A 24,172-nucleotide genomic window follows, 5' to 3' on the forward strand; every position below is an offset into this window, starting at 1 on the left:
AATATTAACGCTACTTTACTTTACTCAAGGTGAACTGAAACCAGATGAAAGCACAGGCCGCAACCGCCGCACACAGTATATAGGCTTGCGTAGCCCCTAGTCCTTGTTGCCAAATGGGTGCGACCAAAGCAGGCCCGGCCACACTACCGGCACCAAATCCCATGCCGCTATATAACGCCTGCGCCTTACTTTGATGTTGTGGTGCTACGCCATGATGAAGCCAACGCATCGAACAGGCATGGATAAGTCCGAAGCTTGCTGCGTGTAGCACTAACGATAACAACAACAACGGGATAACCTCGGCGTACCATGCCATGAGCAACCATCGCGCAACGGTGAGCACAACAGCCATTTGGTACAGCCATGCCAAACTGAATTTGCTAAACAAATAGCCGATGCGCCAAAACAGCAGTATTTCGGCAATCACGCCAAGGGCAACCAACCAGCCAGCGGCAAACTCACTAAAGCCCAAGTCGACCATGTGCAGAATAAAAAAGCTGTAATACGCACCGTGACTGGTTTGAATGAAAAAAGCGCCGCCCGCTAAACCAATCAGCAATGGCGTCCAGAAACGCACATTGTCAGCCCCTTGCGGCGCTGCTGTAGCTTCAACCTCGGCAGGTTGTTGCAGTAGAAGCAATATCATCAACAAACATGCTGATAACAACACACCCAAAGCAACAAAAGCTTGCGGGCCATATTCAGCAATGATGACCCCAGTCAATGTTGAAATGACAATAAAGCCAACACTACCGGCACTTCGAACTTTACTGTACATGCCCGAAACCGCGGCAAGTTTGCGCAGCGTGATGACTTCCACTTGCGGCAACACCGCCGTCCAGAAAAAGTTAAATGCAGCGAGAGCGACAAGCCGCCCAGCTCGACTATCAATCCAGAACAAGCAGGCAAGTGACAGCAGCGCTAATAAAATACCGCCGCGCGCAACGAGCATATGGCGACCGGTTTTATCGGCAACATAAGACCAAAGACTCGGCGCGACAATGCGCATGGTGGCGACAAGCGCCAGCACCTGACCAATTTCTTGAGAGTCATACCCGAGCTTGTCGAGGTACACGCTCAGATAGGGCACCATCAAACCAACGATGGCAAAAAATGAGAAGTAGGCGCCGCTTAGGGAAGGAATGTCGCGGCGTATGAGTGAATTAGACGTTTGCACTAACCGGCTGGCGACTGTCCCGGAATCGGTGGCGTTGGGCCACTTACACCGGCATTCTGGCCACGGTGGCGCAGTAACTGATCCATTAAGGTAATAGCCATCATTGCTTCGGCAATCGGCACGGCTCGAATACCAACACATGGGTCGTGACGGCCTTTGGTGATCACTTCTGCAGATTCTCCGCTATTTGTGATGGTTTCACCCGGCACTGTAATGCTCGACGTTGGCTTCAGGGCGATACGGGCAACAATGTCCTGTCCTGATGAAATGCCGCCTAAAACGCCACCGGCATGATTACTGGTAAAACCTTGCGGCGTTAAAGTGTCGCGGTGTTCAGAGCCCTTTTGATTGACCACATCAAACCCGTCACCAAATGCCACGCCTTTGACCGCATTAATACTCATTAACGAATGGGCTAAATCGGCATCGAGTCGATCAAAAACAGGCTCACCCAAACCAACAGGGACTTGCGTGGCAACCACGGTCACTTCAGCGCCAACCGAGTCACCTTGTTTTTTCAGGTCGCGCATGTAGGCGTCAAGCGCCTCAAGTTTACTCGCATCCGGACAAAAGAAAGCATTTTGATGAATTTGCTCAAAGTCTACCGTTTCGGCGCGAATGGGCCCCAACTGCGACAAGAAGCCATGAATTTCAACACCATGGACTTGTTTCAAGTATTTCTTGGCGACTGCGCCGGCAGCCACCCGCATTGCCGTTTCACGTGCAGAAGAGCGCCCACCACCGCGATAATCCCGGAATCCATATTTTTGATCGTAGGTGTAATCCGCGTGCCCCGGGCGATATAGATCTTTAATGTTCGAGTAATCTTTAGAGCGTTGATCACCGTTGTAAATCACCATGCCAATAGACGTACCCGTGGTGCGGCCTTCAAATATACCGGATAAAATTTTCACTTCATCATCTTCTCGGCGTTGCGTGGTATAACGCGAGGTACCTGGCTTGCGGCGATCTAAATCGATCTGCAAGTCGGCTTCAGAGATCGCCAAGCCCGGCGGGCAACCGTCAACAATACAGCCAAGTGCAGTGCCGTGACTTTCGCCAAAGGTGGTAACGGTGAAAAGCTTACCTATGGTATTTCCTGACATAGTGAAATTACGTCCATTTGCTAATGATTCAGACCAATGAGCTGCACAGCCAATTGGTCATGGGTTGAGCGATTATCCAAACACTGAGGCGTGGGTCAACAGTGCATTGCGATCGATGGCAAAAATACCATGGCCGCCATTTTGCAATTCAAGCCAAATAAATGGCACATCAGGGAATGCATGAGCCATGTGTACTTGCGAATTGCCCACTTCACAAATCAATAAGCCATTGTCGGTTAAGTGATCAGGTGCTTCGCGCAACATACGGCGGACTAAATCTAAGCCATCATTGCCCGCAGCTAGCGCCAGCTCTGGCTCATGCTGGAACTCTTCCGGTAAATCGCCCATGTCTTCTTCATCTACATACGGTGGATTGCTAACAATCAGATCGTATTTAACGCCGGGAACTCCATCGAAACAGTCCGACTGAATGGGAAATACCCGTTCATTAAGAGCATGTTCTTCAATATTGATTTCTGCGACAGCAAGCGCATCAGCCGAAATATCCAGCGCATCGACTTGCGCTTCTGGGTAAGCATACGCAAGCGCAATTGCAATACAGCCACTGCCTGTACAGAGATCTAGAATTTGCTGCGGACGATGCAACAGCCAAGGTGCAAACTCTTGTTCAATTAGTTCGGCAATGGGAGAGCGAGGGATCAGCACTCGCTCATCAACAAAAAATGGCAAACCGGCAAACCATGCTTTGTTGGTCAAATACGGTAACGGTGTACGCTGGTGAATACGCGCTAAAATCAAGTCGACTACTTTTTGCCGCTCTGAGCGCGTCAGTCGCGCCGTTAAAACTTCTTGGCCAATATCGCCGGGTAAGTGCAAGCAATGGGTGATCAGAGCCACCGCTTCGTCCCACGCGTTATCGGTGCCGTGACCGAGAAAGATATTGGCATCATTAAATCGGCTAACAGCCCAACGAAGCATGTCCTGAATGGTAACCAGTTCATTGACTGCTTCGTCGACAAATACTTTATCCATTTAGTTATCCCTTGGTGTCCGCCAAGCTCACAGGTAACATAACGCCAATTTCGATTAACCGCATAACCACTACGGAGACGCCTCAATGACGCCCTCTGACGATGATGAGCTTGAATTTCGCCAGCTGATGGCTGACGTCAAACAATTGCGGCAGGATACCATATCGCACACACCTCAGCGCACAAAAAAGCGCTCAGATAAAGTCATTGCCCAGCAACAAGAAGCGGTGCGTGAAGCTGAGTTTTTCTTTTCAGACACCTATGAAGCGCACTTTGCCGAACCAGAGCGCATTAGTTGGTTGAGTGAGCAAGCACCAGCCGATGCCGCCAAGCAATTAAAGCGCGGTCAGTTGCAACCCGATTTGATGTTAGATCTTCATGGCATGACACAAGCCGAAGCCAAGTTAGAGTTGGCGGCGTTGCTGGCATCGGCCAGACGTCAACGCATTCAGTGTGTCAGTGTGATGACGGGCCTTGGTACCGGCATTTTGAAAAATCGACTGCCCCATTGGTTGGTGCAACACCCAGACGTACAGGCATTTTGCCAGGCGCCACGCAACTGGGGAGGACGTAGCGCACTGTTGGTATTACTTCACGTTGATGAACTTATGTGAGAACAGACGAATATAAGAAACGTTAGCGCCTTCAGCGGCACTCGTGAGGTGCTTTAATCCATTTCAAATGGCCAAGCTGCGACTCCGTATCGAGCTCAAGACAAGCAACACCCGATGTGCAGAAAATAGGCGCATGGCGACCACTATCAAGGGCTTCAACTAAAAATGAAACCAATGGCATGTGGCTAACCACTAACACCGCATTAACCGCTTTGGCGTTCGCCAAGTCCCACAAATAGCTTGCTGCCGATTCGGCCGAGGCACTTGGAATTAAATAATCGTGGGTTTCTTCCACCGCGTTGCCATATTTCCAACTGGTTTTCAGTGCTTCCAACGATTGCTCTGCGCGCACGTAAGGGCTTACCAGCGCATATTCAACAGTATGCTGAATCGACGACAGCCAGCGACCCACCTGAGCACACTCAGATGCCCCAACCGGAGTCAGTTGACGCTCCCGATCGCGCCCAGCAAGACTCTCTGCCTCACCATGACGCATTACGTATACCAGCATGTATCCGCCTAAATTGCCGTAATAGAATAATCGTCGCGAATTGTACTCTTTGCCCACGTTAACTCAAGCAATCTCGACAACCATTACTCACTAAGTTAACCACGGATGTTTTGAAGCTCCGCCGCGACAGTATGTCAATCAACGTCTAGTATTAATGGAATTTTTAACTTTGCGCTTGTTTTTGCTGTGATTTATTGGTTAGTTACACAAAGACTATAGCGCCGACAAATGTTGGCCAAAACGGTAGCCCTCAAATTAGCGGTGAGTTGCAGCACCCTCTTCGCAAGAACTAAACGATAAAAACAAAGGCTTCGGCAAACAACGCCAGTATTCGCCAGCCACCAAAAATAACGCTAACAATAGAGATTAAATGTGCTGAAGAGTCCCCAAGATCACCGTCAATACCGCCCTGTCACGCTCCCCAATGGCTTGCGCGTATTGTTGGTGGCGGACCAAAAGTCAGAACAAGGCGCCGCGGCCATGGCCGTAAATGTGGGTCAATTTGACGATCCGGTTGATCGCCCTGGCATGGCTCACTTCCTTGAACATATGTTATTTCTGGGTACTGAGAGCTACCCCGTTGCTGGCGAATATGGCGAATTTATGCAGCGCCATGGCGGCAGTCACAATGCATGGACCGGCACCGAGCAAACCTGCTTTTTCTTCGATTGCCGTGCCGAAGCATTCGGTGAAGCATTGCATCGTTTTAGCCAATTTTTCATTTGCCCTTGCTTTAACGCCGACTGTGTCGATAAAGAGCGCGCCGCCATTGAGTCTGAGTATCAGATGAAGGTAAATGATGACACTCGGCGGATTTATCAGGTGCACAAAGAGACCGTCAACCCAAACCATCCGTTTAGTCGCTTTTCTGTTGGAAACCTGTCGACCTTGCACAATGAAGCCAACTCATTACGCGATGAGGTCATGGCATTCTATCGCCAACAATATGACGCCAAGCGCATGACGTTGGTTATTCTCGCCCCCGCCGAATTGGATGAGATGGAGCAAGCTGTTCATGGGTTATTTGCCGATATCGCAAGCGGCAACGCCAGTGAGCGGCCAAAACTAGAGCCGTTATACCTAGCAGAGCATTTGGGCATACAGATTGACGTCAAACCGCTGCGCAGCATGCGCCGGTTACTGTTGACCTTCCCAATGCCAGAATCGGCACGTAATTATCACACTAAACCCATAGCTTTACTGAGTCACCTCATTGGCTATGAAGGGCCCAATTCCCTTTATGCCGACCTCAAGCACCAAGGCTTAATTAATACCCTAAGTGCCGGTGGCGGTATTCGCGGCAGTAATTACCACGACTTCAACATTTCCCTCAATTTGACGGAGAAGGGTTGGGACAATCAAGATTCTATTGTGCGAGCGCTGTTTGATTTGGTGGCTCTGATTAAACTGCAGGGCGTGGAGCCTTGGCGCTACCAAGAAAAACAAAACCTGATGCGCCAAGCCTTTGAATTTGCCGAGCAGCCCGGCGCATTAGATACCGTGAGCCATCTAGTCCAAAACATGCATCGCTACGCCCCTGAAGACTATGTATTCGGCGACTATGCAATGGAGCGATTTGAACCCGAAGCAATCCAGCAAGCATTGGATGCGATTAACCCGAATAATATGCGCCTGACTCGGGTACACCACGACAATGACAGCGACACGGTTGCCAGCTGGTACCATACGCCGTTCAAAGTCCAACCCTTTAGCCAAGCTCAGCGCGATTTATGGCATCAACCCGCCTTGCTCGATGTAGAATGGCAATTGCCGCCCGCGAATCCGTTTATTCAAAACAAACTAAAGCCACGTCGCCAAGAGCGCTCACAATCATTGCCTCGTCTGCTGGTAAAGCGAGACGGACTGAAAATGTGGCATGGCCAATCAAAACGCTTCCATCAACCCAAGGGCCATTTGTACATCGCATCGGATAGTCCGATGGTCGATGCCAAACCACAGCACCGAGCCTGGACCAAGCTATACGTTGACATGCTCTACGATGAGTTAAGCGAAATTACTTACCAAGCTGAAATTGCTGGCATCGGCTACGAGCTCTTTGCCCACACCACAGGGGTTTCGCTTCATTTAGGTGGTTTTACTGGCCGCCAGTCGTTTTTATTGGAGCTTATTTTTGAACGCTTCCAACAGCCTGAGCTGTCCGAGCAGCGCTTTAACGAAATTCAGCAACAATTGCTACGGAACATTAAGAATCAAACCAATGCCGGCCCTCTCAACCGACTGTTTGCGGCGTTGTCGAATTTAATTCAACCCGCCAGCCTAACTCCCGATGTGCTGGGTGAATACATTGCCAATACCCGTTATCAAGATATTCTGGATTTTGCGGCTCAGTGGCGTAAACAAATTGCGCTAGAAGTTCTGGCTTACGGCGATTACACCGAGTGGGAAGCACGCTCTCTGGCCGATCAGATGGCCAGTCGGGCCTTTCAGCAAGGTACGCCATATGACTTACCCGAAAAGCAAATCGTGTCACTTCAAGGCATGGGCCAAGTCGAGTACCAAATTGACAACAGCCACCAAGATTCGGCGGTAGTTGTCTACTACCAAAGTGCTTATGCCACACCGTTTCGCATGGCATTATTCGCGTTAACCAACCAATTGATGTCCGCCACATTTTTTAATGAATTGCGCACCAGGCAACAATTGGGCTACAGCGTCGGAACCGGATATATGCCAATGTCATCATTCCCCGGCCTGCTGTTTTATGTGCAATCAAATGTCGCCGCACCACATGCCATATTGTCAGCAGTTGATGACTTTATTCAGCAATTTCCGCTGGTATTGCTCGAGCTATCAGAGCAATCATGGCAGCAGACCAAGGCCTCTCTGATGGCGCAAATCATGGATAAGGACAGTTCACTTCAGGAAAAAAGTAAACGTTTCTGGGTCAGCATTAGTAATGGCGATACGCTGTTTGACCAACGAGAACGTATTCTAGGCGAACTAAAAAACATCCAACGCACCGATGTGCTTCGTTTTATCGTCGAATCACTCAAACCAACGGGCAGTGATCGCTTAGTGCTTCATGCGCTAGGGCAATCTCACAGCCACCTCGAAACCGATGAAGAATCGACCCGGTTTGAATCCATTGCGGACTTTCAACAACAAGCGGAGCGACTCACCGTCAAGCGCGGTAAAATCCACTAAAATACTAAGTGATTTCCATTGTTAACCGCGCTATCGCTCATAAATAAACCAAATCTGTTCACTGCCTCGTTGATTCGAGACTTTGCTTTGACATCCCCTACGCCATTCCGTATAAAAATGGTTTAACCATCCGGGATGAAGGTGTTGCTGTTATTAGTGACAAGACAGCGCAATATGATGTGTGAAATCCGTGCGATTAGATAGCCAGCAAGTTCAAACAACAAGACGCTGCGCCCAAAATTTTTACATTCTGCTTACAGCATTGCTCACTTGCTTGCTGTTAATAGTAGGGTCCGCACGTGCCTCGGAAACCATTCAATTCCAAAAAATCTCCCTTGATCAGCGAACCCAAACCGACGTTCTGTCGATGGCAGAAGACCAAAGTGGCTATTTATGGCTCGGCACTTTTCAAGGATTGCTGCGCTACGATGGCCTCTCAACCACTCGCTATAATCACCATGAAGCAGACGCTAACAGTCTGAGCAACAACTTAATTCGTGCAGTTCATGTCACTGAAAATGATGACCTGTGGGTCGGCACGCAAAGTGGTTTAAATCGCTATTCCAAGCAAAACGACAAGTTCGAGCGCTTTTTAACTAAAGAAGGCGGTCATCAAGTTATTTGGGGGATTTTTGAATCTCCGGCTGGACAACTGGTTGTTTCGACCAATAACAACTTATATTTGTGGGATGCTGCGACTCAAGCTTTTATTGCTCGATTGCCTGCGGACACCCAAGCCATTGAGCTAAAATCTGCCCACTTCATTTCAGAAACTCATCTTGTAGTTGCTAGTTATGAAAATGGTTTGTTCAACATAAACTTGGTGACAGGTCAGGTCGAAGCGCACTCAGCCAACGCCAACTTAATCCAAGACCGAGTCCAGCTATATCAGATGACTCAGGTTGACCAAAATGCCCTCTGGCTCAGCTCTTCCGAAGGCATATTTACTCTAAACCTCAACACCAACGCACTAAGCCTTCATAATTCAGAACAGCTTACAGGGAAGCCTATCCGAGCCGTGCATAAAGCCACTAATGGCACACTTTGGCTAGGATCGGAGCAACAAATATTAGTGAGCCGTAATGGCCAAGACTTTATTCCTGCGCAGCGGGTCACTCCAGTCAACTCAGGCGCTGCGGGTGAATTCATCTACGACATTGTTGAAGATCATTATGGCAATATCTGGTTTGGCGGCCCCGACTTGTTAGCCGTACGCCATGCCTCGGCCGATATGTTCAAACAACATCATTTAACAGCGTTGACTGCGAACAATGCGATAGCCAACGTCAAAGCAGTGGCCGCAAGCGAACAAAGTATTTGGCTGTTAACCAGCTACGGCATACTTGCTCGGTGGGATCCTGTGACCGAGCGTATCTATGAACAAACAGCGATTGATATCAATGTATCGCTAAATAACCATTTCAGACTCGTTTATGACCAGCCGAGAAATCTCATATGGATCGGATCTCATGATGGTTTGCACAGCTTTTCACCATTGACCAAAGAATTTACCCATCACCAAGTAGAAGGTAATGGGCAAGCTCTTTCACGCGAGTTTAGCTTTAAATTAGATTCAGAGGGACAAATCTGGATTGCGAGTAAGCACTACGGTTTGTTGCGATATAGCCCAGAACAACAACAAACGAGTGCCTTTGCCGTTCCGGAACCATTTAATACTAGTCTTAATTCCCTAGAAATCAGTAACAGTACAATTTTGCTAGGCACCGAGAAAGGGTTACTAAAGTTCACTCCCGAGGGGCGAACCTTTAATCAAGTTGACTTAGCGGCACTAAATCAAAAATGGATTACCGCCATTAAGTCTATAAACGGCTCCGTATGGGTCGGCACATTGCAAGCTGGCGCCTATCGATTGAACGCAGATTTGACGCAAAGCCAAAACTTCGATCTCGCGTCTGGTCTGGCAGATAACGGTATTTGTGACATTGTGCTCAAAGGGAACTCTGCAGTTTGGCTTGTTACCAACTTTGGCATTAGCCAAATTCAGCAGCAAAGCACGGTACTCTCCACATTTACGTTAGCAAATGGCGTCTACAACAAAGAATTCAATCACCAAGCTACAAGTATCTCACCCGCTGGAACGGCTTATGTTGGCGGAGTTGACGGTTTAACCAGTTTTAATGTCAGTGGCGCCATAGATACCAAATACCGTGGACAGGTTCAATTGACCCAATTACGAGTATTTAATGAAATAGTCGATGTCAATGGGCCCCACAAACGCTTACCTGCCAATATCCGTTCTTTGCCAACCGTAAACCTGCTTTATCAAGACTCGCCATTTTCCATCGAGTTTTCATATCCAACGCCGGCTCACGGCAAGATGTTTAACTATGCCTATCGACTCGTTGGGCTCGATGACAAATGGCTTACAACCGACGATGACAAGCCACGAGCAACCTACACTAACTTATCACCGGGCGAGTTCAATTTTGAGGTTAAAGCATTAAGCAAAGATGGCTTGTGGCAGAGTGAGCCCACGCGCTTAACGATACAAGTTGCACCGCCCTTGTGGCGCACACCGCCAGCATATTTAGCCTACGCTATTGTCATCATTATTCTGTTGATGCTGTTTGCGAAGCAGCGACAGGCCCGTCAAGAGCAGCAGCAGAAGGTCATTAAAAGTGAAGAGCGGCTCAAACTATCGTTATGGGGTAGCGGTGACGAACTTTGGGATTGGCATATCAGCTCAGGAAAAATTTACCGCTCGAATATTTGGGGGCTATTAGAATTCCCTCACGATGGTAGACGCAGTCCGCAAAAAGGCCAGCAAAGTAACATTCACCCTCGCGATTTAAAACGAGTTCAAAATGCCTTGTCGAATCACTTTGAAGGACGCACGACCTTTTATGAAGCGACATATCGGGTCCGAAATAAAAGCGCCGATTGGATCTGGATCCTTGATCGCGGCAAAATTGTAGAACGCGATACCGACAATAACCCGTTGCGAATGACCGGCACCATCAAGGACATTAGCAAGTTAAAGCAAGCCGAAGAACGATTGACGTTGTTTGCTCGCTCTGTTGCCAATATTTCTGACGGCGTATTTATTCTCAATCGTCGCTTCCGGATTGTAGAAATCAATGAAGCCTTTAGCCAAATCACGAGCTTCAGCAAAGCGCAAGTGATGAATCGTTCGCTTCACTTTCGCAGCTACCCCAATAGCTTCTCGGCGCAAGTAAAAATTCGATTAGCACAGCAAGGTCGTTGGGTCGGTGAGCTGGAAGAATTAAGAGCCGGTGGCGAACCCTTCTTTGTTGAACTCACCATCGATCCAATTCATAGCGAAGAAGGCGATGTATCGCATTATGTTGGCGTTTTTTCTGACATCACTCGCCGTAAACAGACCGAGCAAGAGCTACACCGCTTAAGTGTGGAAGACACCCTCACCAAATTACCAAACCGTTCTTGGTTCCAAGCCGAGCATGAAAAACTAGTTGCCAAGCAAACTCGTCATGCCCTGATGGTCTTAGATCTGGATAACTTTAAGAAAATTAATGACTCACTGGGCCACGTGGCAGGTGATGAATTATTGCAACAAGTGTCTATTCGGCTCAACGATTGCACGCGTCGCCAAGATACCCTATTCCGCCTTGGCGGTGATGAATATGCCGTGTTGATGGAAAGCACAACCGATGTTAATACCATCACCCGTGCTGCTAAAGCCCTGCAAAAATCGTTAGAAGCACCATTTGCCATCGCTCAACGAGAGTTAGTCGTCACCTGCTCGGTCGGTATTGTGCTGTACCCCCTTGATGGCGAAACGTCTGAAGAACTGCTGCGAAATGCTGATACCGCCATGTATCACGCAAAAAGTGAGGGCAGCAACCGCTATGTATTCTTCTCTTCGCAAATGAACCAAAGTGCACTGCACCAGTTACACTTAGAGTCCTTATTACGTCAAGCGATACGTGATGACAGCTTCCAGCTGCATTACCAACCGAAATTCTCTTCGGCAACTGGAGAGCTCGACGGTATGGAAGCGCTGATCCGCTTGCACCACCCAGAGCACGGCCCTATATCACCTGGCGAATTTATTCCATTAGCAGAAGACAATGGCTTGATTATTGAGATCGGCGACATTGTGTTGCGAAAAGCTTGTTTTGCTGCAGAAAGCTGGCGACGCCAAGGCTTAATGCAAGGGCGAATTGCAGTTAATGTTTCTGCCAAGCAATTCAGTTCGCCAAGCCTGCCTGACCGAATTAAAAGTGCATTAGAGTTAACCGGACTGCCAGCCCACTTCCTTGAGCTAGAGCTTACCGAAGGAGCCTTGATCGCCGACCCTGAAGGTGCGATTGAAGTAATGCAAATCATGCAGGAAATTGGTATTCATATTTCCTTAGACGACTTTGGAACGGGTTATTCATCGCTGGCTTATTTACAACGCTTCCCGATTGATACCTTGAAAATTGACCAAACATTTGTGCGTAACCTCACGACTTCGAGTAGCGGCCGTAATATGGTTGCTTCAATTGTTGCTCTCGCTCACAACATGAACTTAACCGTGGTTGCCGAAGGTGTTGAAACCGAGCAAGAGCGAGATATTCTAACTGAGCTCAATTGTGAAACCCTACAAGGTTACTTGATGAGCCGCCCGCTTAATGAAACTGACTTTTCTGCGTTTCTTCATATTCAATCCAATCAAGCAGATAAATCAGCAACTCAACAAGTCGAACAGCACAAAGATTACCAAGCAGAGTAATCACTTAGCCCCACCCGGCAAGAATATGCCAGCCAATTAATTGACACGCCTAAAACTTGCCGTCAAAAAACCTACAAAAACAACACTAAAAACTTATAAAACAGACAGTTACAACACGTGGCATTCCTTTCGCTTTAAGAACATTGCGCTTAAGCAAATTCTTATTCAAAAAAAAGGAAGTACGCAATGTTAACTAGTCTGTTTCTAACAATGTCAGTAGCAACAACTGCGATCCCAGCAACTCCAGAAGAAGCTCATATCCCAATCCGCTTTGAACCTGTTGCAGAACAACACATCCCGATTCGCTTTGAACCTGTTGCGGACAAGCACATTCCAATTCGATTCGAACCAGTTACAGAACAACACATCCCTATCCGCTTCTAAGGTATTGGAGTTAACAATGATCAATCAATTCGTTAACTGGCTTGTAGGCAAACCCAAGGTCGTTAAAGCCCAATTACCTGAAGGGTTTGATCAGCTGGAAGTGATTCATGCGAGCCGCTGGTGGGCATAAACTGCACTGAAGGCTACAGACACTAAAAAGGCAGGTATTGAACCTGCCTTTTTTATTGCGTTCGTTTTAAGTGCGTTGAATGTTAAAACAGCACGAGCGTGCTATGACGACCAACATTTGACTGCCACACCATACGTCGATGGTTTTGCATCATCACAATAGCTGCAGGCCCCAATAGCAGCGCTAATAGCGCCCACCGATTCGGCAGCAAACCACTAGCGGTGGCTAACACATAAGTTAATAGTGCAACGACTAGATGCAGAACCACAACAACCAACAGCACAGCAAATCTCCACGTAATTGAGCGCCGCATTATAATGAGCCCATCAGCGAAAAACCAGAGAGGTGTTTAACCGCTCGACTCGTCATAAAATGTCTGCTCAGCATCGGCCATTTTCAGTAGCAAAGGACTCGGCTCAAAACGCTCACCGTGGACCGATTTGAGTGATTTGAGTTTGTTGACCAAGTTGGTGATGCCAAGACTATCCATATAACGGAACGGGCCACCTAAGAACGGTGGAAAACCGATGCCGAAAATCGCGCCAATATCGCCATCTCGAGGGTTTTGGATAATGCCTTCTTCTAAACAGCGAGCGGCTTCATTTAACATCTGATAAACACAACGTTCGGTTAATTCTTGCTTACTGAGCAACGCCTTTGGCGTCACTGACAACAGCGAATAGACATCATTATCAACGGGCTTCTTGCCCCGCTTAACGCCTTTGTATCGATAGAATCCGCGGCTGTTTTTCTTACCTTTGCGATCATCAGCAATGAGTTTGTCGAATGCCGATGGCGCCGCAAACCGCGGCCCTAAATGTTGTTCCAAAATAGGGGCAATTTTAGAACCCACATCAATGCCTACTTCATCAAGTAACTGCATAGGACCAACGGGGAAGCCAAACTGAGTTAAACAGCGATCAATTTGGTCAATTGGTTCGCCAGCCAGCAATAGCTGGGCAGCTTCATTGACGTATAGCGCCAAAATTCGATTGACGTAAAAACCAGCTCCGTCCTTTACAACGATGGGCGTTTTCCCCTGGTGGCGGGCAAATGCTACGGTGGTCGCAATCGTTTGCGCAGATGTTTTATCGTGGGCAATCACTTCCACCAACGGCATTTTATCGACCGGAGAGAAGTAATGCAGGCCAATAACATTTTCGGGACGAGCCGCTTTCTCGGCGATATCGGCAATCGGTAACGACGACGTGTTAGAGGCGAAAATAGCCGTCTCTGCACAATGCGCTTCTACATCAGCCACCATTTGATGTTTCAGATCGAGATCTTCAAACACCGCTTCCACCACAATATCCGCATCGTTGAGGCCGCGGTAGTCTATCGTGCCCGACAATTGAGCCATTTGCGCATTCGCTTGTGATGGTCGCATGAATCGGCGTTCGACTTGTTTTTGCAAGCGCTCATAGCTGTAATGCAACGCGTTGCTGATCCCTTGATGGCCAATATCTTTAATACGGGTCGGAATACCTGCGCGAATCGCGGTGACGTTGGCAATGCCGCCGCCCATCAAACCACCTCCGAGCACTGCTGCTTTGCGAATAACTTTGGGCTCAGCATCAACGCCGCCAAATTCCTTTTTCATTTCAGTGGTTGCAAAAAACAGCTGACGTAAGCTGGCCGATTCAGGCGTCATGACAAGTTGACCAAATCGTGCGGCTTCAAGCTGCAAACCACGCTGCATGCCAAGTTGAACACCATGGGCAACCACGTCAACGATTGCCTCCGGTGCAGGGTAATTCCCTTTGGTTTTGGCCAGTAATTGCTTACGAGCCTGAGAAAATAGAACTTTACGCCCGAGCGCATTGGTTTCTAAGACTTGCCCCATCAAATCACGTTTAAGCACACGAGCGCTTGGTTTGCCTTGTTTGGCAAGTTTAATCGCCGTGGCTAATAAGATACTGCTGGGCACCATGTCATCCACCAACTTAGCTTTCAATGCTTGTTTGGCTCTAAGCTGTTTGCCTGTCAACATCATATCTAATGCTTTTGCGATCCCCACTAAACGTGGCAATCTCTGGGTGCCTCCACCGCCCGGAAGCAAGCCCAGCTGCACTTCGGGTAAACCAAGGCGGGTTTTGTCATGGTCGCTAATCACCCGCAGATGGCAGGCCATTGCTAACTCTAAGCCGCCGCCTAAACAAGTGCCGTGAATAGCCGCTACAACAGGAACTGGGAACTGTTCAATCTCAGCAAACACCTCATGGCCTTGTAATGCCAATGCTTCAGCTTCATCAGCCGTGCTGCAGGCATCAAGCATGGTAATGTCAGCACCGGCAATAAAGCTGTCATTCTTTCCGCTAAATAGCACCACGCCTTGTACGCTTTGATTGGCCATTTGCTGGCGAATCTGCTGCATGACGAAGCGAATTTGAGAAGCAAATTCGGCTTTTAAGGTATTGACCGACTCGCCCGGCACATCCATGCGAACCATTGCAACATCTTGCTCAAAGCTCAGTTCAAATGCTTGTTTCACAGAGTCCATTACTCCACCTCCACAATCATGGCAGCACCCAAACCGCCAGCAGCGCAGGCAGTGGTTAGCCCCAAACCACCACCGCGGCGTTTGAGTTCGTGGAGTGTTTGCGTAATCATTCGAGCCCCCGTAGCGGCAAACGGGTGGCCATAAGCAATAGAGCCACCATTAACGTTAAATTTATCCGTGTCGATATCACCTATCGCATTGGCTAATCCAAGCTTTTCTTCAGCGAACGTGGCCGAGCCAAACATTTTTACATTGGCTAGGGTTTGAGCGGCAAACGCTTCGTGCATGTCAATCAAGGTCAAGTCATTGAGCGATAGTCCGGCTCGCTGCAAGGCTATTGGCGTAGCATAACTTGGCCCCATCAACATGTCTTGCCAGACATCAATCGCACTAAAACCGTAAGAGCGAAGATAGCCAAGCGGTTCATAGCCTAGCGCTTTGGCTTTTGACTCCGCCATTAACACCACCGCTGCGGCACCGTCGGTTAGCGGCGTACTATTGGCCGCGGTCACAGTACCGTGGCGTTTATCGAAAGCAGGTCGCAGCTTGGCGTAGGAAGCGAGATCTGAATTAGCTCGAACAACATTGTCTTGCTCAATAAAACTTTTGAAAGGTGGGGTATGAACAGCCATGACTTGCTGATTCATTTTGCCGTCGGCCCAGGCTTGGCCTGCTAAGGTATGCGAACGGTGTGCTAATTGATCTTGCTCAGCGCGACTAATATTGTGAGTTTTAGCCATTTGCTCTGCCGTATCGCCCATGCTCAAGCCAGTAGAATACTCGGCCACTGCAGGCGGCACTGGCAATAGGTGTTTTAGCCTGAGTTGTTTTAAGATTTTCCAACGCTGGCCCAAGGTTCGGGCTTTATTCAAATCAACCAACGCGCCGGCAAGCTTCTTTGAGACGCCAATGGGCAACACCGATGACGAATCCGCCCCGCCGGCAATTCCAACGCTAGTGTGGCCAACCATAATGCTCTCAGCGACGTTGGCGATGGCTTGAAAACTCGTCGCACAAGCGCGTGACACGCTATAAGCGTCCGTATTCACATCCATTCCGGTGGCCAGAACAATTTCGCGGGCAATATTTGGCGCTTCTGGCATTTGTACGACCTGACCAAAAACCAAGAGCTCAATTTCCTTTGCCGATAAACCCAGTCGAGTCACCAATTCTTGCACCACAATTTGGCCGAGATCTACCGCCGGAATATGGTGAAAGGCAGTAGCCTGTTTCGCAAATGGCGTGCGTAACCCATCGACAATGGCAATACGATCACCGGCGCCTGTTTTGAGTACGGCGTTGGACATGAAAAGCTCCCGTTTTATTCAGTTCACGTTAAAGGTGTTACTGCGTTTTGTTTTTAGCGTAGCGACTTGCGCGACGCCGTTGATTGTCACAGCATTTATTATTTTCAGCCAGACAGGTCTGACCTGTTGAGTTTGAGTGTATCAGGATAATCCCGATTTTAAACACTTGTTTTGATTTTGCAGAAAATATGGTGATCTTGTTCGGAAAACCGCGAGCTGTTGCACACTCGCCTCAGCTAAGGTAGAACTAATGGCGAACGCTGGACGAATCCGTTCAGACAAGGTAAAAATACCGCCCTAAGATAACTTCGGAATGCCAATCTCAATATTATGAAACAGGCTTTTGACGCTTTAGCGCGCTACATGAGCACGCAAATTATTGGTCAACCAGATTTGGTTGAAAATATGCTGGTCGCCTTATTGGCAGAAGGTCACATTTTAGTGGAAGGGCCGCCAGGCCTTGCGAAAACTCGCGCCGTCAAAGCATTATCTGACGGCATCGAAGGTGACTTTCAGCGCATCCAATTTACGCCAGATTTATTACCTGCCGATTTAACCGGCTCAGACATCTACCGACCAGAAGATGGTAGCTTCCAATTCCAGCCGGGGCCTTTGTTTCACCCGCTCGTTCTGGCGGATGAGATTAACCGTGCTCCAGCCAAGGTTCAGTCGGCCTTGCTCGAAGCCATGGCTGAGCAACAGATCACTGTCGGTGGTAACACCTACCCACTACCCGACTTGTTTATGGTAATGGCAACGCAGAACCCCATTGAACAAGAAGGCACTTACCCGTTGCCAGAAGCTCAGCTCGACCGCTTTTTAATGCACTTGAGCTTAGATTACCCCGATGCAGATGTTGAACAACAAATCCTGCAATTGAATCGAGCAGAGGCACAAAGTAAACCTGCCGAGCCAGTAACCCCAATGTCGACAGAGACATTATTTGCTGCTCGACAAGAAACCTTGGCACTTCACATGGCTGACTCGGTTGAACGCTATTTGGTTGAGCTTATTGTTGCCACGCGTCAACCAAAACGCTACAGCCAAGAACTTGCCCAATGGCTAAGTTATGGCGTGTCGCCACGCGCTTCAATTGCATTGGAGCGCTGCGCCCGAGCCCATGCATGGTTGCAAGGTCACGATTTTGTAGCACCAGATAATATTCAAGCGGTGTTCCCAAATGTTATGCGTCACCGCTTGCTATTAAGCTATCAAGCCGAAGCCAGCGGCGTTAGCGCAGACGCCATTGTGCAACAGCTACTTCAGTTGGTGCCGGCTCCCTAATGAACTGGTGGCGCACGTCCAAACAGCAGTTACCCAAGCCCGATCTTGGTGATGGTGTTCATGTGTCGATGGAGGACTTGTTGGCTTGCCAAAAGCTAGCAGGCTTGCTCGCGCTGCGGCCAGATCCGCGCAATGTTGGCCGTCGTCACGGCCAATACCTGTCGCGTATGAAAGGCCGAGGTATGGAATTCAGCGAAGTTAGAGTCTATCAACAAGGCGATGACATCCGAGCCATAGACTGGCGCATTACTGCGCGCACCGGAAAGCCCCACACCAAACTCTATGACGAAGAACGAGAGCGCCCAATCTTTATCTTGTTGGACTTAAATGCCAGCATGAAATTTGGCGCCAGCTTGTACTTAAAGTCAGCTCAAGCTTGCTATTTAGCCGCGGGGCTGGCGTGGTCGGCCTTTAGTGGCGGCGACCGCATCGGCATCGTAACAGCCACTTCTTCGGGCCTACGGGAAGTGCCCGCACGGCCTCGTCGGCAAGGTTTGACAGCCGTGCTCGAAACCATCGTAGAAAGTCACCAGCAGCTACTTCAGGCGCCCCCTGAACAAACGCTTGGTTCGTCGCTTGCCAGTGCCGCCGAACACCTAAGACGCCATGCCCACACCGGCGCATTGATCGCGGTGATTAGTGACTTCCAGCACATGGACGACGCAACTCGTCAAGGGCTGAGCTTGTTGAAGCGACATAATCAAGTCATGACGTTCCAATTATATGATCCGCTGGAGCAACAGCTCGCGGATGTTTGCCAGCACGATCTGTGCATTAGTGATGGCAGTAATACAGGCAACCTGAACTTATCGAACAAAACAGTGCAGCAAAACTACCGCCAGTTTATTGAGCAGCGCCAGCGCATGCGCACAGACTCGCTAAGCCAGTTGAGCCGTCATCAATATCAGATCAATGCCGCCGTATCCCTTGAGCAACAGTTGCAGCAACACGGCCAGGTGAGTCCACCTGAGGGGGCATCATGACGTGGTTACTCACCACGGCGGCCACCGCCGCTCAGCCCGCTGCTGAGACGCAACTGCCGATTAAAGACATCATGATTGCGCAAGCGGTTTCTTGGTGGCCCTTAGCTCCCGGCTGGTGGGTGCTGATAGCGCTCGTCATGTTGGCAATAGTTGCGATGGCATGGCAGTTAATCCGACGCCACCAAAAACAAGCAATCAGCCGCCTTGCTGTTGCCCGAGTCACTAGCTGGCAACCTGCTGAGGTCACTGCCGAGCAATGCAACGCACTACTCAAGGCCGTAGCCCTTCACTATGCCCGACCGGAGCAAACAGAAGCGCTTGGCGCTTTATCGGGTACCGCATGGCTCAATTGGTTACAAGCCAGCACGCCAAATAAACACAAATCAGCTGTTGAGGCCATGTGTCAGGCGCTGGAGACTAATCTCTATCAGCCGGCAAAACTAACTTCTGAGCATCAGCAATTATTGCTTAATGGTGCCCAGCAGTGGCTTCAACACAGCTGGCAACAGATCCCGCGAACACCATTCGAAGCGTACCAGCCGGTTGCTAAACAGCCTGCCACAGCAGAGGTGTCATCATGATGGCGCTTGCCTGGCCTTGGTTGCTGTTATTGTTTCCGCTGCCGTTGTTATATCGTCGTTTACGTTCACCACAAGCACGCCAGCACCTAAAACTAGTGATGCCAAGTGCCATGCCACTGGTGGCAGAGCAAACCAACCAACAAGGTAATCGCGTCGCTTTAGTTGGGCTTTGGCTTATTTGGGCATTGTTGCTACTCGCGCTAGCTCGGCCACAATGGCAAGGTGAGCCCATCGGGCGACCGCTTGAAGGACGCGACCTCATGGTTGCCGTTGACTTATCCGGCTCGATGGCACAAGAAGACATGCAAGTTGGCAATCACATGGTTGACCGGCTCAGTGTCGTCAAATTAGTCCTCAAAGAATTCATTGAACGGCGCCAAGGTGATCGCATCGGCTTGGTGTTGTTTGCTGATACCGCTTATTTGCAAGCTCCATTGACGTTCGATAGAACCACCGTTGCGACCTTTTTAGATGAAGCCGTTTTGGGGTTAGTCGGGCGTCAAACAGCCATTGGCGATGCTATTGGCGTATCGGTTAAGCAAATGCTAAACCAGCAATCAACTCACCGCGTTTTGGTGCTATTAACCGATGGCGACAATACCTCAGGCAGCATGACACCGGAAAAGGCCGTTGAGTTGGCACAGAAATACGGCGTGACCATTTACACCGTTGGTGTGGGTGCTGAAGTGATGGTTCGACGCTCGTTATTGGGGAGTCGCCGCGTTAACCCGTCAGCCGATCTCGACGAAGCGACTCTCAAACAAATTGCCCAAGCAACCGGGGGCCAATACTTCCGCGCCACCGATGCTGATAGCCTCGCGCAAATTTACCTGACCATCGATGCACTAGAGCCAGTTGCTAGTGACGAAACCTTTTTCCGTCCGGTGATCGATGTGTTTTTCTATCCGCTGGCGGCAGCTTTGTTTATTGCGACAGGTCTCATGCTCGTCAGTTATCGGCCGCAGCGCAGATCACAGGAGGCCCGTTAATGGATTTTGTCTGGATCCGGCCTGAATGGCTGTGGGTACTCATTCCTTGGGGAATACTGGCGTTAATCACTATCCCCAAACAACAGCGCCAGTCGAATTTACAGCAGCTGGTAGCGCCACATTTGCAAACGCAAGTATTAGAACTTCCCAAAGCCAGCAAAGGCCCGTTGCCGTTAACGTTATTCGCGTTATTACTAGCAATTATTGCCGGTTCTGGCCCCAGTTTTAGTAAGCAAAACGCGCCGTTAGTGACCAGCGAGCAGGCGCGCGTATTGATTTTAGATATGTCATTGTCTGTTTGGGCCACCGATATAAAACCCAACCGACTTGCCCGATTGCGCTACAAAGCCATCGACTTTGTCAACGCCACCCGCGGGGGTGAAACCGGCTTAATCGCATTTGCCGGCGATGCTTTTGTCATTAGTCCAATGACTGGCGATGGCCGCACCCTAAGTACATTAATCAATTCGCTATCACCCGACATCATGCCGGCATATGGATCTCGCCCCGATAAAGCCATTGCTGAAGCGATTCGATTAATGCGACAAGCGGGACACCCAAGCGGCAGCATAGTGATGATGACGGACGGCATTTCAGAGCGGCGCGCCGCTGATATCACTGACTTATTGCAGTCAACAGATTACAGCTTAAGTCTGCTTCAAGTTGGCACCCCTGCTGGCGCACCGATTCAGTTGCCCAATGGCGAGTTATTGAAAAATAATCGAGGCGAAATTTCTATTCCCACCGCTGATCCAGGCATCGTCAAGTCCCTAGCCCGCCAAACCGGTGGTGTCGCAGTGCAGCTAACGGATTCAAATCGAGACATTAACTATTTAGCCGATGTCACTCGCAATCAAGCGAGTAGCGATGCCGAGCGACAAGAATTAACAGCCGAAATCCGAGCCGATGCAGGCCCGTTTTTAATGATTCTGATCGTGCCGATCATGTTACTGCTATTCCGCCAAGGTGCTCTAGTAGCGCTACTTTTGGTCGTAGTACTGCCCTCGCCATCAAGCCATGCCATGAGCTGGCAGGATTTATGGCAAACCAAACCTCAGCAAGGGCAACAAGCCTTTGACAACGGCGAGCATAAGGTAGCTGCAGAGCTGTTTGAACAGCCGATGCGCAAAGGAAGTGCTTATTATCGCGATGGCGATTACGACAATGCTGTGAAGCAGTTTGAGCAACTAACAGATGCCAATGGCCGTTATAACTTGGGTAATGCGCTCGCCCAGCAAGGCAAGTTGGACGAAGCCATCGAAGCTTACGAGCAAGCATTGGCACAACAACCCGACTTCGCAGAAGCTCAATACAACAAAGAGCTGTTAGAACAACTCAAACAGCAACAAGAGCAGCAGCAAGACAATCAACAAAATAATTCACAACAGTCGCAACAAGATCAGTCCGAGCAACAAAACGACGAACAGCAATCTCAGCAAGATTCTAATGATTCAGATTCACAATCGGATCAGCAGCAATCGGAGCAAAGTGATGATTCGAACTCGGATAAAAATGATGACGACTCAAATGAAAACTCAGATAAAGATCAGCAATCGGATCAAGCCGAGAACGAGTCAAAGAACGAACAAGACAGTAGCAGCGATCAACAAGACGAGGCTCCGCAACAAAATGACGCGGATGATAGCTCGACAGATGAAAATAATGCGCAAAACGACAGCGACAATAGCGATCAACAAGACAGCGAATTGCAGTCCGACCTAGCAAACAAGCCTGAGCAACCCGAAGAGTCCGACCAAGGTCAACAACAGCAGGCCGCTCCTTCCCCTCAACCAACTGAGCCGGAGCAACAACAAACGCCTCAGCCAGTTGCACCGCAGACAGCAAGTGCAGCTGAAAACGATTCCGAAGGGGCTCCGGCAGAACCGATAAAAGATGTGCACCTTGAGCGATTACCTGATGATCCATCGGTACTGCTGCGTAATAAAATGCAATTGGAATATCAAAAACGCCAGGCCGCTGGCACCCTTGTGACAGAAGATGAGGTCTGGTAAATGTTGCGAATCTTAGTCTGTATAAGCTTGATGTTAAGTGCGCCAGTATGGGCACTAAGCGAAATTACCGCCGTTATCGATAAAAACCCAGTACTGACTAATGAGTCATTCGTGCTAGAAATTATCGCCGATGACGATCTCAATCGCAATGCCATCGACACCACCATATTGCTTCGCGATTTTGTCGTTGGCCAAACCAACATCAGCCGCTCAACCCGGATCATTAACGGTAAAACGAAACGTTCAACGACTTGGACCACGTTGCTCATGTGCCGTATGCCGGGTACTTACACCATTCCAGCATTCTCAGCGAAAGGTGTATCGTCAAGTCCAATTCAGCTGCAGGTTGCCAAACATTCCGATCAAACAGATCGTCCTCGCGATATATTCTTTCGGAATCAGCTTGTCACCAAACAGGTTTATCTCAATCAAACTGGCGTGCTAGACACCAAGTTGTACTTAGCCGTGCAATTAGAGCGCGGCAGCTTATCTGACCCAGAAGCAGAGGGGATCAGCTTTAAGCAAATGGGCGAAGATCAAGATAAAATTGAAATCCTCAATGGTCGTCGTTATCGCGTGATCACGCGCAAATACGCGATCACCCCAACTCAAACCGGCACCATCACGCTGCGCCCTCCGATGTTTAGTGGAACCGTGGTTACCGGTCAGCCCCGAGGCTTTTTTGACAATGCTCAGACCAAGCCGGTGCAAGTCGTCGCCGACGATTTGACCATTGATGTGCTGGCAAAACCCGAGGCGGCCTCGGAGCCTTTCATTCCAGCGCAATACATTACCCTTGATGAGTCATTTGATTTACCAGCTGGTGGGATCACCGTTGGCGAACCGGTCACCCGAAAAATTGTAGTCACGGCAACAGGGATTGATCAAAGTGTGCTGCCACCATTGGCCGTGCAGTACCCCAAGTCCTTGAATATCTACCCCGACAAACCAGAGATAACCACCAGCTATCAAGGCAATAGCGTGATCACCGAATATGTTGATACGGCGGCAATTATTGCTACAGCGCCGGGTGTTATTGAATTGCCAGCGGTCACGATTGACTACTGGGATACGCGCTATCACCAAATGACACAGGCGACTTTGCCTGCCCGAACAATAACGGTGGTGGCGGGCAGTGATGAGCCAGCGCCCGCACAACTGACGCCAATTCCGGTTACCGTTGAGCCAACAGAGGCACCCACAAATCCGTTCTATCAATGGCTTAGCTATGGCTTATTGCTGCTTTGGCTACTGACACTGGCCGGTTGGTGGCTGCATGCTCGGTCACTACGACAACGGGCACCTAAGGTTGTCGACGACAAACCCTCAACTCAGCCCGATCCTTCAGAGCTAAGCTGTTGGCGCCGGCTAGAACAAGCCGTAGCACAGCAATCTTCTGCGGCGGTCAATCAAGCATTGCCGTTGTGGTTACAGCAATTGGCACATTGTCAGTCTCTGCAACAATTGTCCCCTAGCGACAGTCAACAAGCTGCGGTGGCCGCCTATCAGCAAGTGCTGGCATTAACGTATGCGAAGCAACTTGGATCCGATGAAGCACGCCAAAATGCCTTTACCGAGTTAGAAGCGGCCCTGCAAGCCGTACGCCGTCATCAGCAACAGCAAAGCAAACAAGTCGATCCGCTGACGCTTTATCGCTAAAAACAACCGTTAATCTCGTAAACTCATGAAGAAACCCTAGCTTGCTCCAGAGCGAGCTAGG

The 24,172-nt window shown here is 49.4% G+C and carries 17 protein-coding genes; 10 read left to right on the forward strand and 7 right to left on the reverse strand.

The features are described 5' to 3' along the window. Nucleotides 1-10 precede the first annotated feature (10 nt). The 3 genes from K0504_RS05170 to prmB all read right to left on the reverse strand — a co-directional run bounded on the left by K0504_RS05170 (nucleotide 11) and on the right by prmB (nucleotide 3,276). Nucleotides 11-1,177 carry an MFS transporter gene (locus tag K0504_RS05170; RefSeq protein ID WP_220103109.1) on the reverse strand — a complete coding sequence of 389 codons (1,167 nt, stop codon included), beginning with the start codon at nucleotides 1,175-1,177 and terminating at the stop codon, nucleotides 11-13. After that, nucleotides 1,177-2,283: a chorismate synthase gene (aroC, locus tag K0504_RS05175; RefSeq protein WP_220103110.1), complete on the reverse strand. Its 1,107-nt coding sequence runs from the start codon at nucleotides 2,281-2,283 to the stop codon at nucleotides 1,177-1,179. The genes K0504_RS05170 and aroC overlap by 1 nt, the downstream gene beginning before the upstream one ends. A gap of 72 nt (nucleotides 2,284-2,355) precedes the next feature. Next, entirely contained in the window at nucleotides 2,356-3,276 is a 921-nt protein-coding gene (gene prmB, locus K0504_RS05180) for a 50S ribosomal protein L3 N(5)-glutamine methyltransferase (protein WP_220103111.1), read from the reverse strand. An 85-nt stretch (nucleotides 3,277-3,361) separates the two neighbouring features. Between prmB and smrB the strand changes: the two genes are divergently transcribed. Continuing rightward, nucleotides 3,362-3,889 (forward strand): endonuclease SmrB, encoded by a 528-nt coding sequence (smrB, locus tag K0504_RS05185; RefSeq protein WP_220103112.1) that lies wholly within the window; start codon nucleotides 3,362-3,364, stop codon nucleotides 3,887-3,889. 31 nt (nucleotides 3,890-3,920) lie between these two features. Here smrB and sixA read toward each other — a convergent pair whose 3' ends face one another. Further along, a complete protein-coding gene (sixA, locus tag K0504_RS05190) occupies nucleotides 3,921-4,400 on the reverse strand; it encodes a phosphohistidine phosphatase SixA (RefSeq protein WP_220103113.1) in 480 nt (159 codons plus the stop codon). A gap of 372 nt (nucleotides 4,401-4,772) precedes the next feature. On the opposite strand from sixA, the gene K0504_RS05195 reads away from it, so the two are divergent. From K0504_RS05195 to K0504_RS05205, 3 genes are all read left to right on the forward strand, one after another. Next, the gene (locus K0504_RS05195; protein ID WP_220103114.1) at nucleotides 4,773-7,565 is read left to right on the forward strand and encodes an insulinase family protein; all 2,793 of its coding nucleotides are present in this window, start codon (nucleotides 4,773-4,775) and stop codon (nucleotides 7,563-7,565) included. A 367-nt stretch (nucleotides 7,566-7,932) separates the two neighbouring features. Further along, complete coding sequence (locus K0504_RS05200; RefSeq protein ID WP_220103115.1) at nucleotides 7,933-12,282, forward strand: EAL domain-containing protein; 4,350 nt, start codon at nucleotides 7,933-7,935, stop codon at nucleotides 12,280-12,282. A 186-nt stretch (nucleotides 12,283-12,468) separates the two neighbouring features. Next, on the forward strand, nucleotides 12,469-12,666 hold the full coding sequence (locus K0504_RS05205; protein WP_220103116.1) for a hypothetical protein: 198 nt from the start codon (nucleotides 12,469-12,471) through the stop codon (nucleotides 12,664-12,666). A gap of 212 nt (nucleotides 12,667-12,878) precedes the next feature. Here K0504_RS05205 and K0504_RS05210 read toward each other — a convergent pair whose 3' ends face one another. From K0504_RS05210 to fadI, 3 genes are all read right to left on the reverse strand, one after another. Next, the gene (locus tag K0504_RS05210; RefSeq protein WP_220103117.1) at nucleotides 12,879-13,079 is read right to left on the reverse strand and encodes a hypothetical protein; all 201 of its coding nucleotides are present in this window, start codon (nucleotides 13,077-13,079) and stop codon (nucleotides 12,879-12,881) included. A 66-nt stretch (nucleotides 13,080-13,145) separates the two neighbouring features. Further along, on the reverse strand, nucleotides 13,146-15,287 hold the full coding sequence (gene fadJ, locus K0504_RS05215; protein ID WP_220103237.1) for a fatty acid oxidation complex subunit alpha FadJ: 2,142 nt from the start codon (nucleotides 15,285-15,287) through the stop codon (nucleotides 13,146-13,148). Between the two features lie 8 nt (nucleotides 15,288-15,295). Beyond that, the gene (gene fadI / locus K0504_RS05220) at nucleotides 15,296-16,603 is read right to left on the reverse strand and encodes an acetyl-CoA C-acyltransferase FadI (protein ID WP_220103118.1); all 1,308 of its coding nucleotides are present in this window, start codon (nucleotides 16,601-16,603) and stop codon (nucleotides 15,296-15,298) included. Between the two features lie 327 nt (nucleotides 16,604-16,930). On the opposite strand from fadI, the gene K0504_RS05225 reads away from it, so the two are divergent. The 6 genes from K0504_RS05225 to K0504_RS05250 are packed head-to-tail and all read left to right on the forward strand — an operon-like array spanning nucleotide 16,931 to nucleotide 24,111. Continuing rightward, nucleotides 16,931-17,887 (forward strand): AAA family ATPase, encoded by a 957-nt coding sequence (locus K0504_RS05225; RefSeq protein WP_404822992.1) that lies wholly within the window; start codon nucleotides 16,931-16,933, stop codon nucleotides 17,885-17,887. Continuing rightward, on the forward strand, nucleotides 17,887-18,870 hold the full coding sequence (locus K0504_RS05230; protein ID WP_220103120.1) for a DUF58 domain-containing protein: 984 nt from the start codon (nucleotides 17,887-17,889) through the stop codon (nucleotides 18,868-18,870). Before K0504_RS05225 ends, K0504_RS05230 begins: the two co-directional genes overlap by 1 nt. Beyond that, nucleotides 18,867-19,451 carry a DUF4381 domain-containing protein gene (locus tag K0504_RS05235; protein WP_220103121.1) on the forward strand — a complete coding sequence of 195 codons (585 nt, stop codon included), beginning with the start codon at nucleotides 18,867-18,869 and terminating at the stop codon, nucleotides 19,449-19,451. Before K0504_RS05230 ends, K0504_RS05235 begins: the two co-directional genes overlap by 4 nt. Continuing rightward, nucleotides 19,448-20,440: a vWA domain-containing protein gene (locus tag K0504_RS05240; protein ID WP_220103122.1), complete on the forward strand. Its 993-nt coding sequence runs from the start codon at nucleotides 19,448-19,450 to the stop codon at nucleotides 20,438-20,440. Before K0504_RS05235 ends, K0504_RS05240 begins: the two co-directional genes overlap by 4 nt. Further along, nucleotides 20,440-22,452 carry a vWA domain-containing protein gene (locus K0504_RS05245; protein WP_220103123.1) on the forward strand — a complete coding sequence of 671 codons (2,013 nt, stop codon included), beginning with the start codon at nucleotides 20,440-20,442 and terminating at the stop codon, nucleotides 22,450-22,452. Before K0504_RS05240 ends, K0504_RS05245 begins: the two co-directional genes overlap by 1 nt. Beyond that, nucleotides 22,453-24,111: a BatD family protein gene (locus tag K0504_RS05250; RefSeq protein WP_220103124.1), complete on the forward strand. Its 1,659-nt coding sequence runs from the start codon at nucleotides 22,453-22,455 to the stop codon at nucleotides 24,109-24,111. It begins immediately after the preceding gene. Nucleotides 24,112-24,172: the final 61 nt, after the last annotated feature.

It is taken from the genome of Neiella holothuriorum, assembly GCF_019457915.1.
GTDB lineage: Bacteria > Pseudomonadota > Gammaproteobacteria > Enterobacterales > Neiellaceae > Neiella > Neiella holothuriorum.

Coding starts and splice junctions, on each gene's coding strand:
- aroC (WP_220103110.1), bottom strand. CDS start 2,283: ATGTCAGGAAATACCATAGGTAAGCTTTTCACCGTTACCACCTTTGGC.
- K0504_RS05200 (WP_220103115.1), top strand. CDS start 7,933: ATGGCAGAAGACCAAAGTGGCTATTTATGGCTCGGCACTTTTCAAGGA.
- K0504_RS05245 (WP_220103123.1), top strand. CDS start 20,440: ATGGATTTTGTCTGGATCCGGCCTGAATGGCTGTGGGTACTCATTCCT.
- K0504_RS05235 (WP_220103121.1), top strand. CDS start 18,867: ATGACGTGGTTACTCACCACGGCGGCCACCGCCGCTCAGCCCGCTGCT.
- prmB (WP_220103111.1), bottom strand. CDS start 3,276: ATGGATAAAGTATTTGTCGACGAAGCAGTCAATGAACTGGTTACCATT.
- fadI (WP_220103118.1), bottom strand. CDS start 16,603: ATGTCCAACGCCGTACTCAAAACAGGCGCCGGTGATCGTATTGCCATT.
- K0504_RS05230 (WP_220103120.1), top strand. CDS start 17,887: ATGAACTGGTGGCGCACGTCCAAACAGCAGTTACCCAAGCCCGATCTT.
- K0504_RS05205 (WP_220103116.1), top strand. CDS start 12,469: ATGTTAACTAGTCTGTTTCTAACAATGTCAGTAGCAACAACTGCGATC.
- sixA (WP_220103113.1), bottom strand. CDS start 4,400: ATGCTGGTATACGTAATGCGTCATGGTGAGGCAGAGAGTCTTGCTGGG.
- K0504_RS05250 (WP_220103124.1), top strand. CDS start 22,453: ATGTTGCGAATCTTAGTCTGTATAAGCTTGATGTTAAGTGCGCCAGTA.
- smrB (WP_220103112.1), top strand. CDS start 3,362: ATGACGCCCTCTGACGATGATGAGCTTGAATTTCGCCAGCTGATGGCT.
- K0504_RS05240 (WP_220103122.1), top strand. CDS start 19,448: ATGATGGCGCTTGCCTGGCCTTGGTTGCTGTTATTGTTTCCGCTGCCG.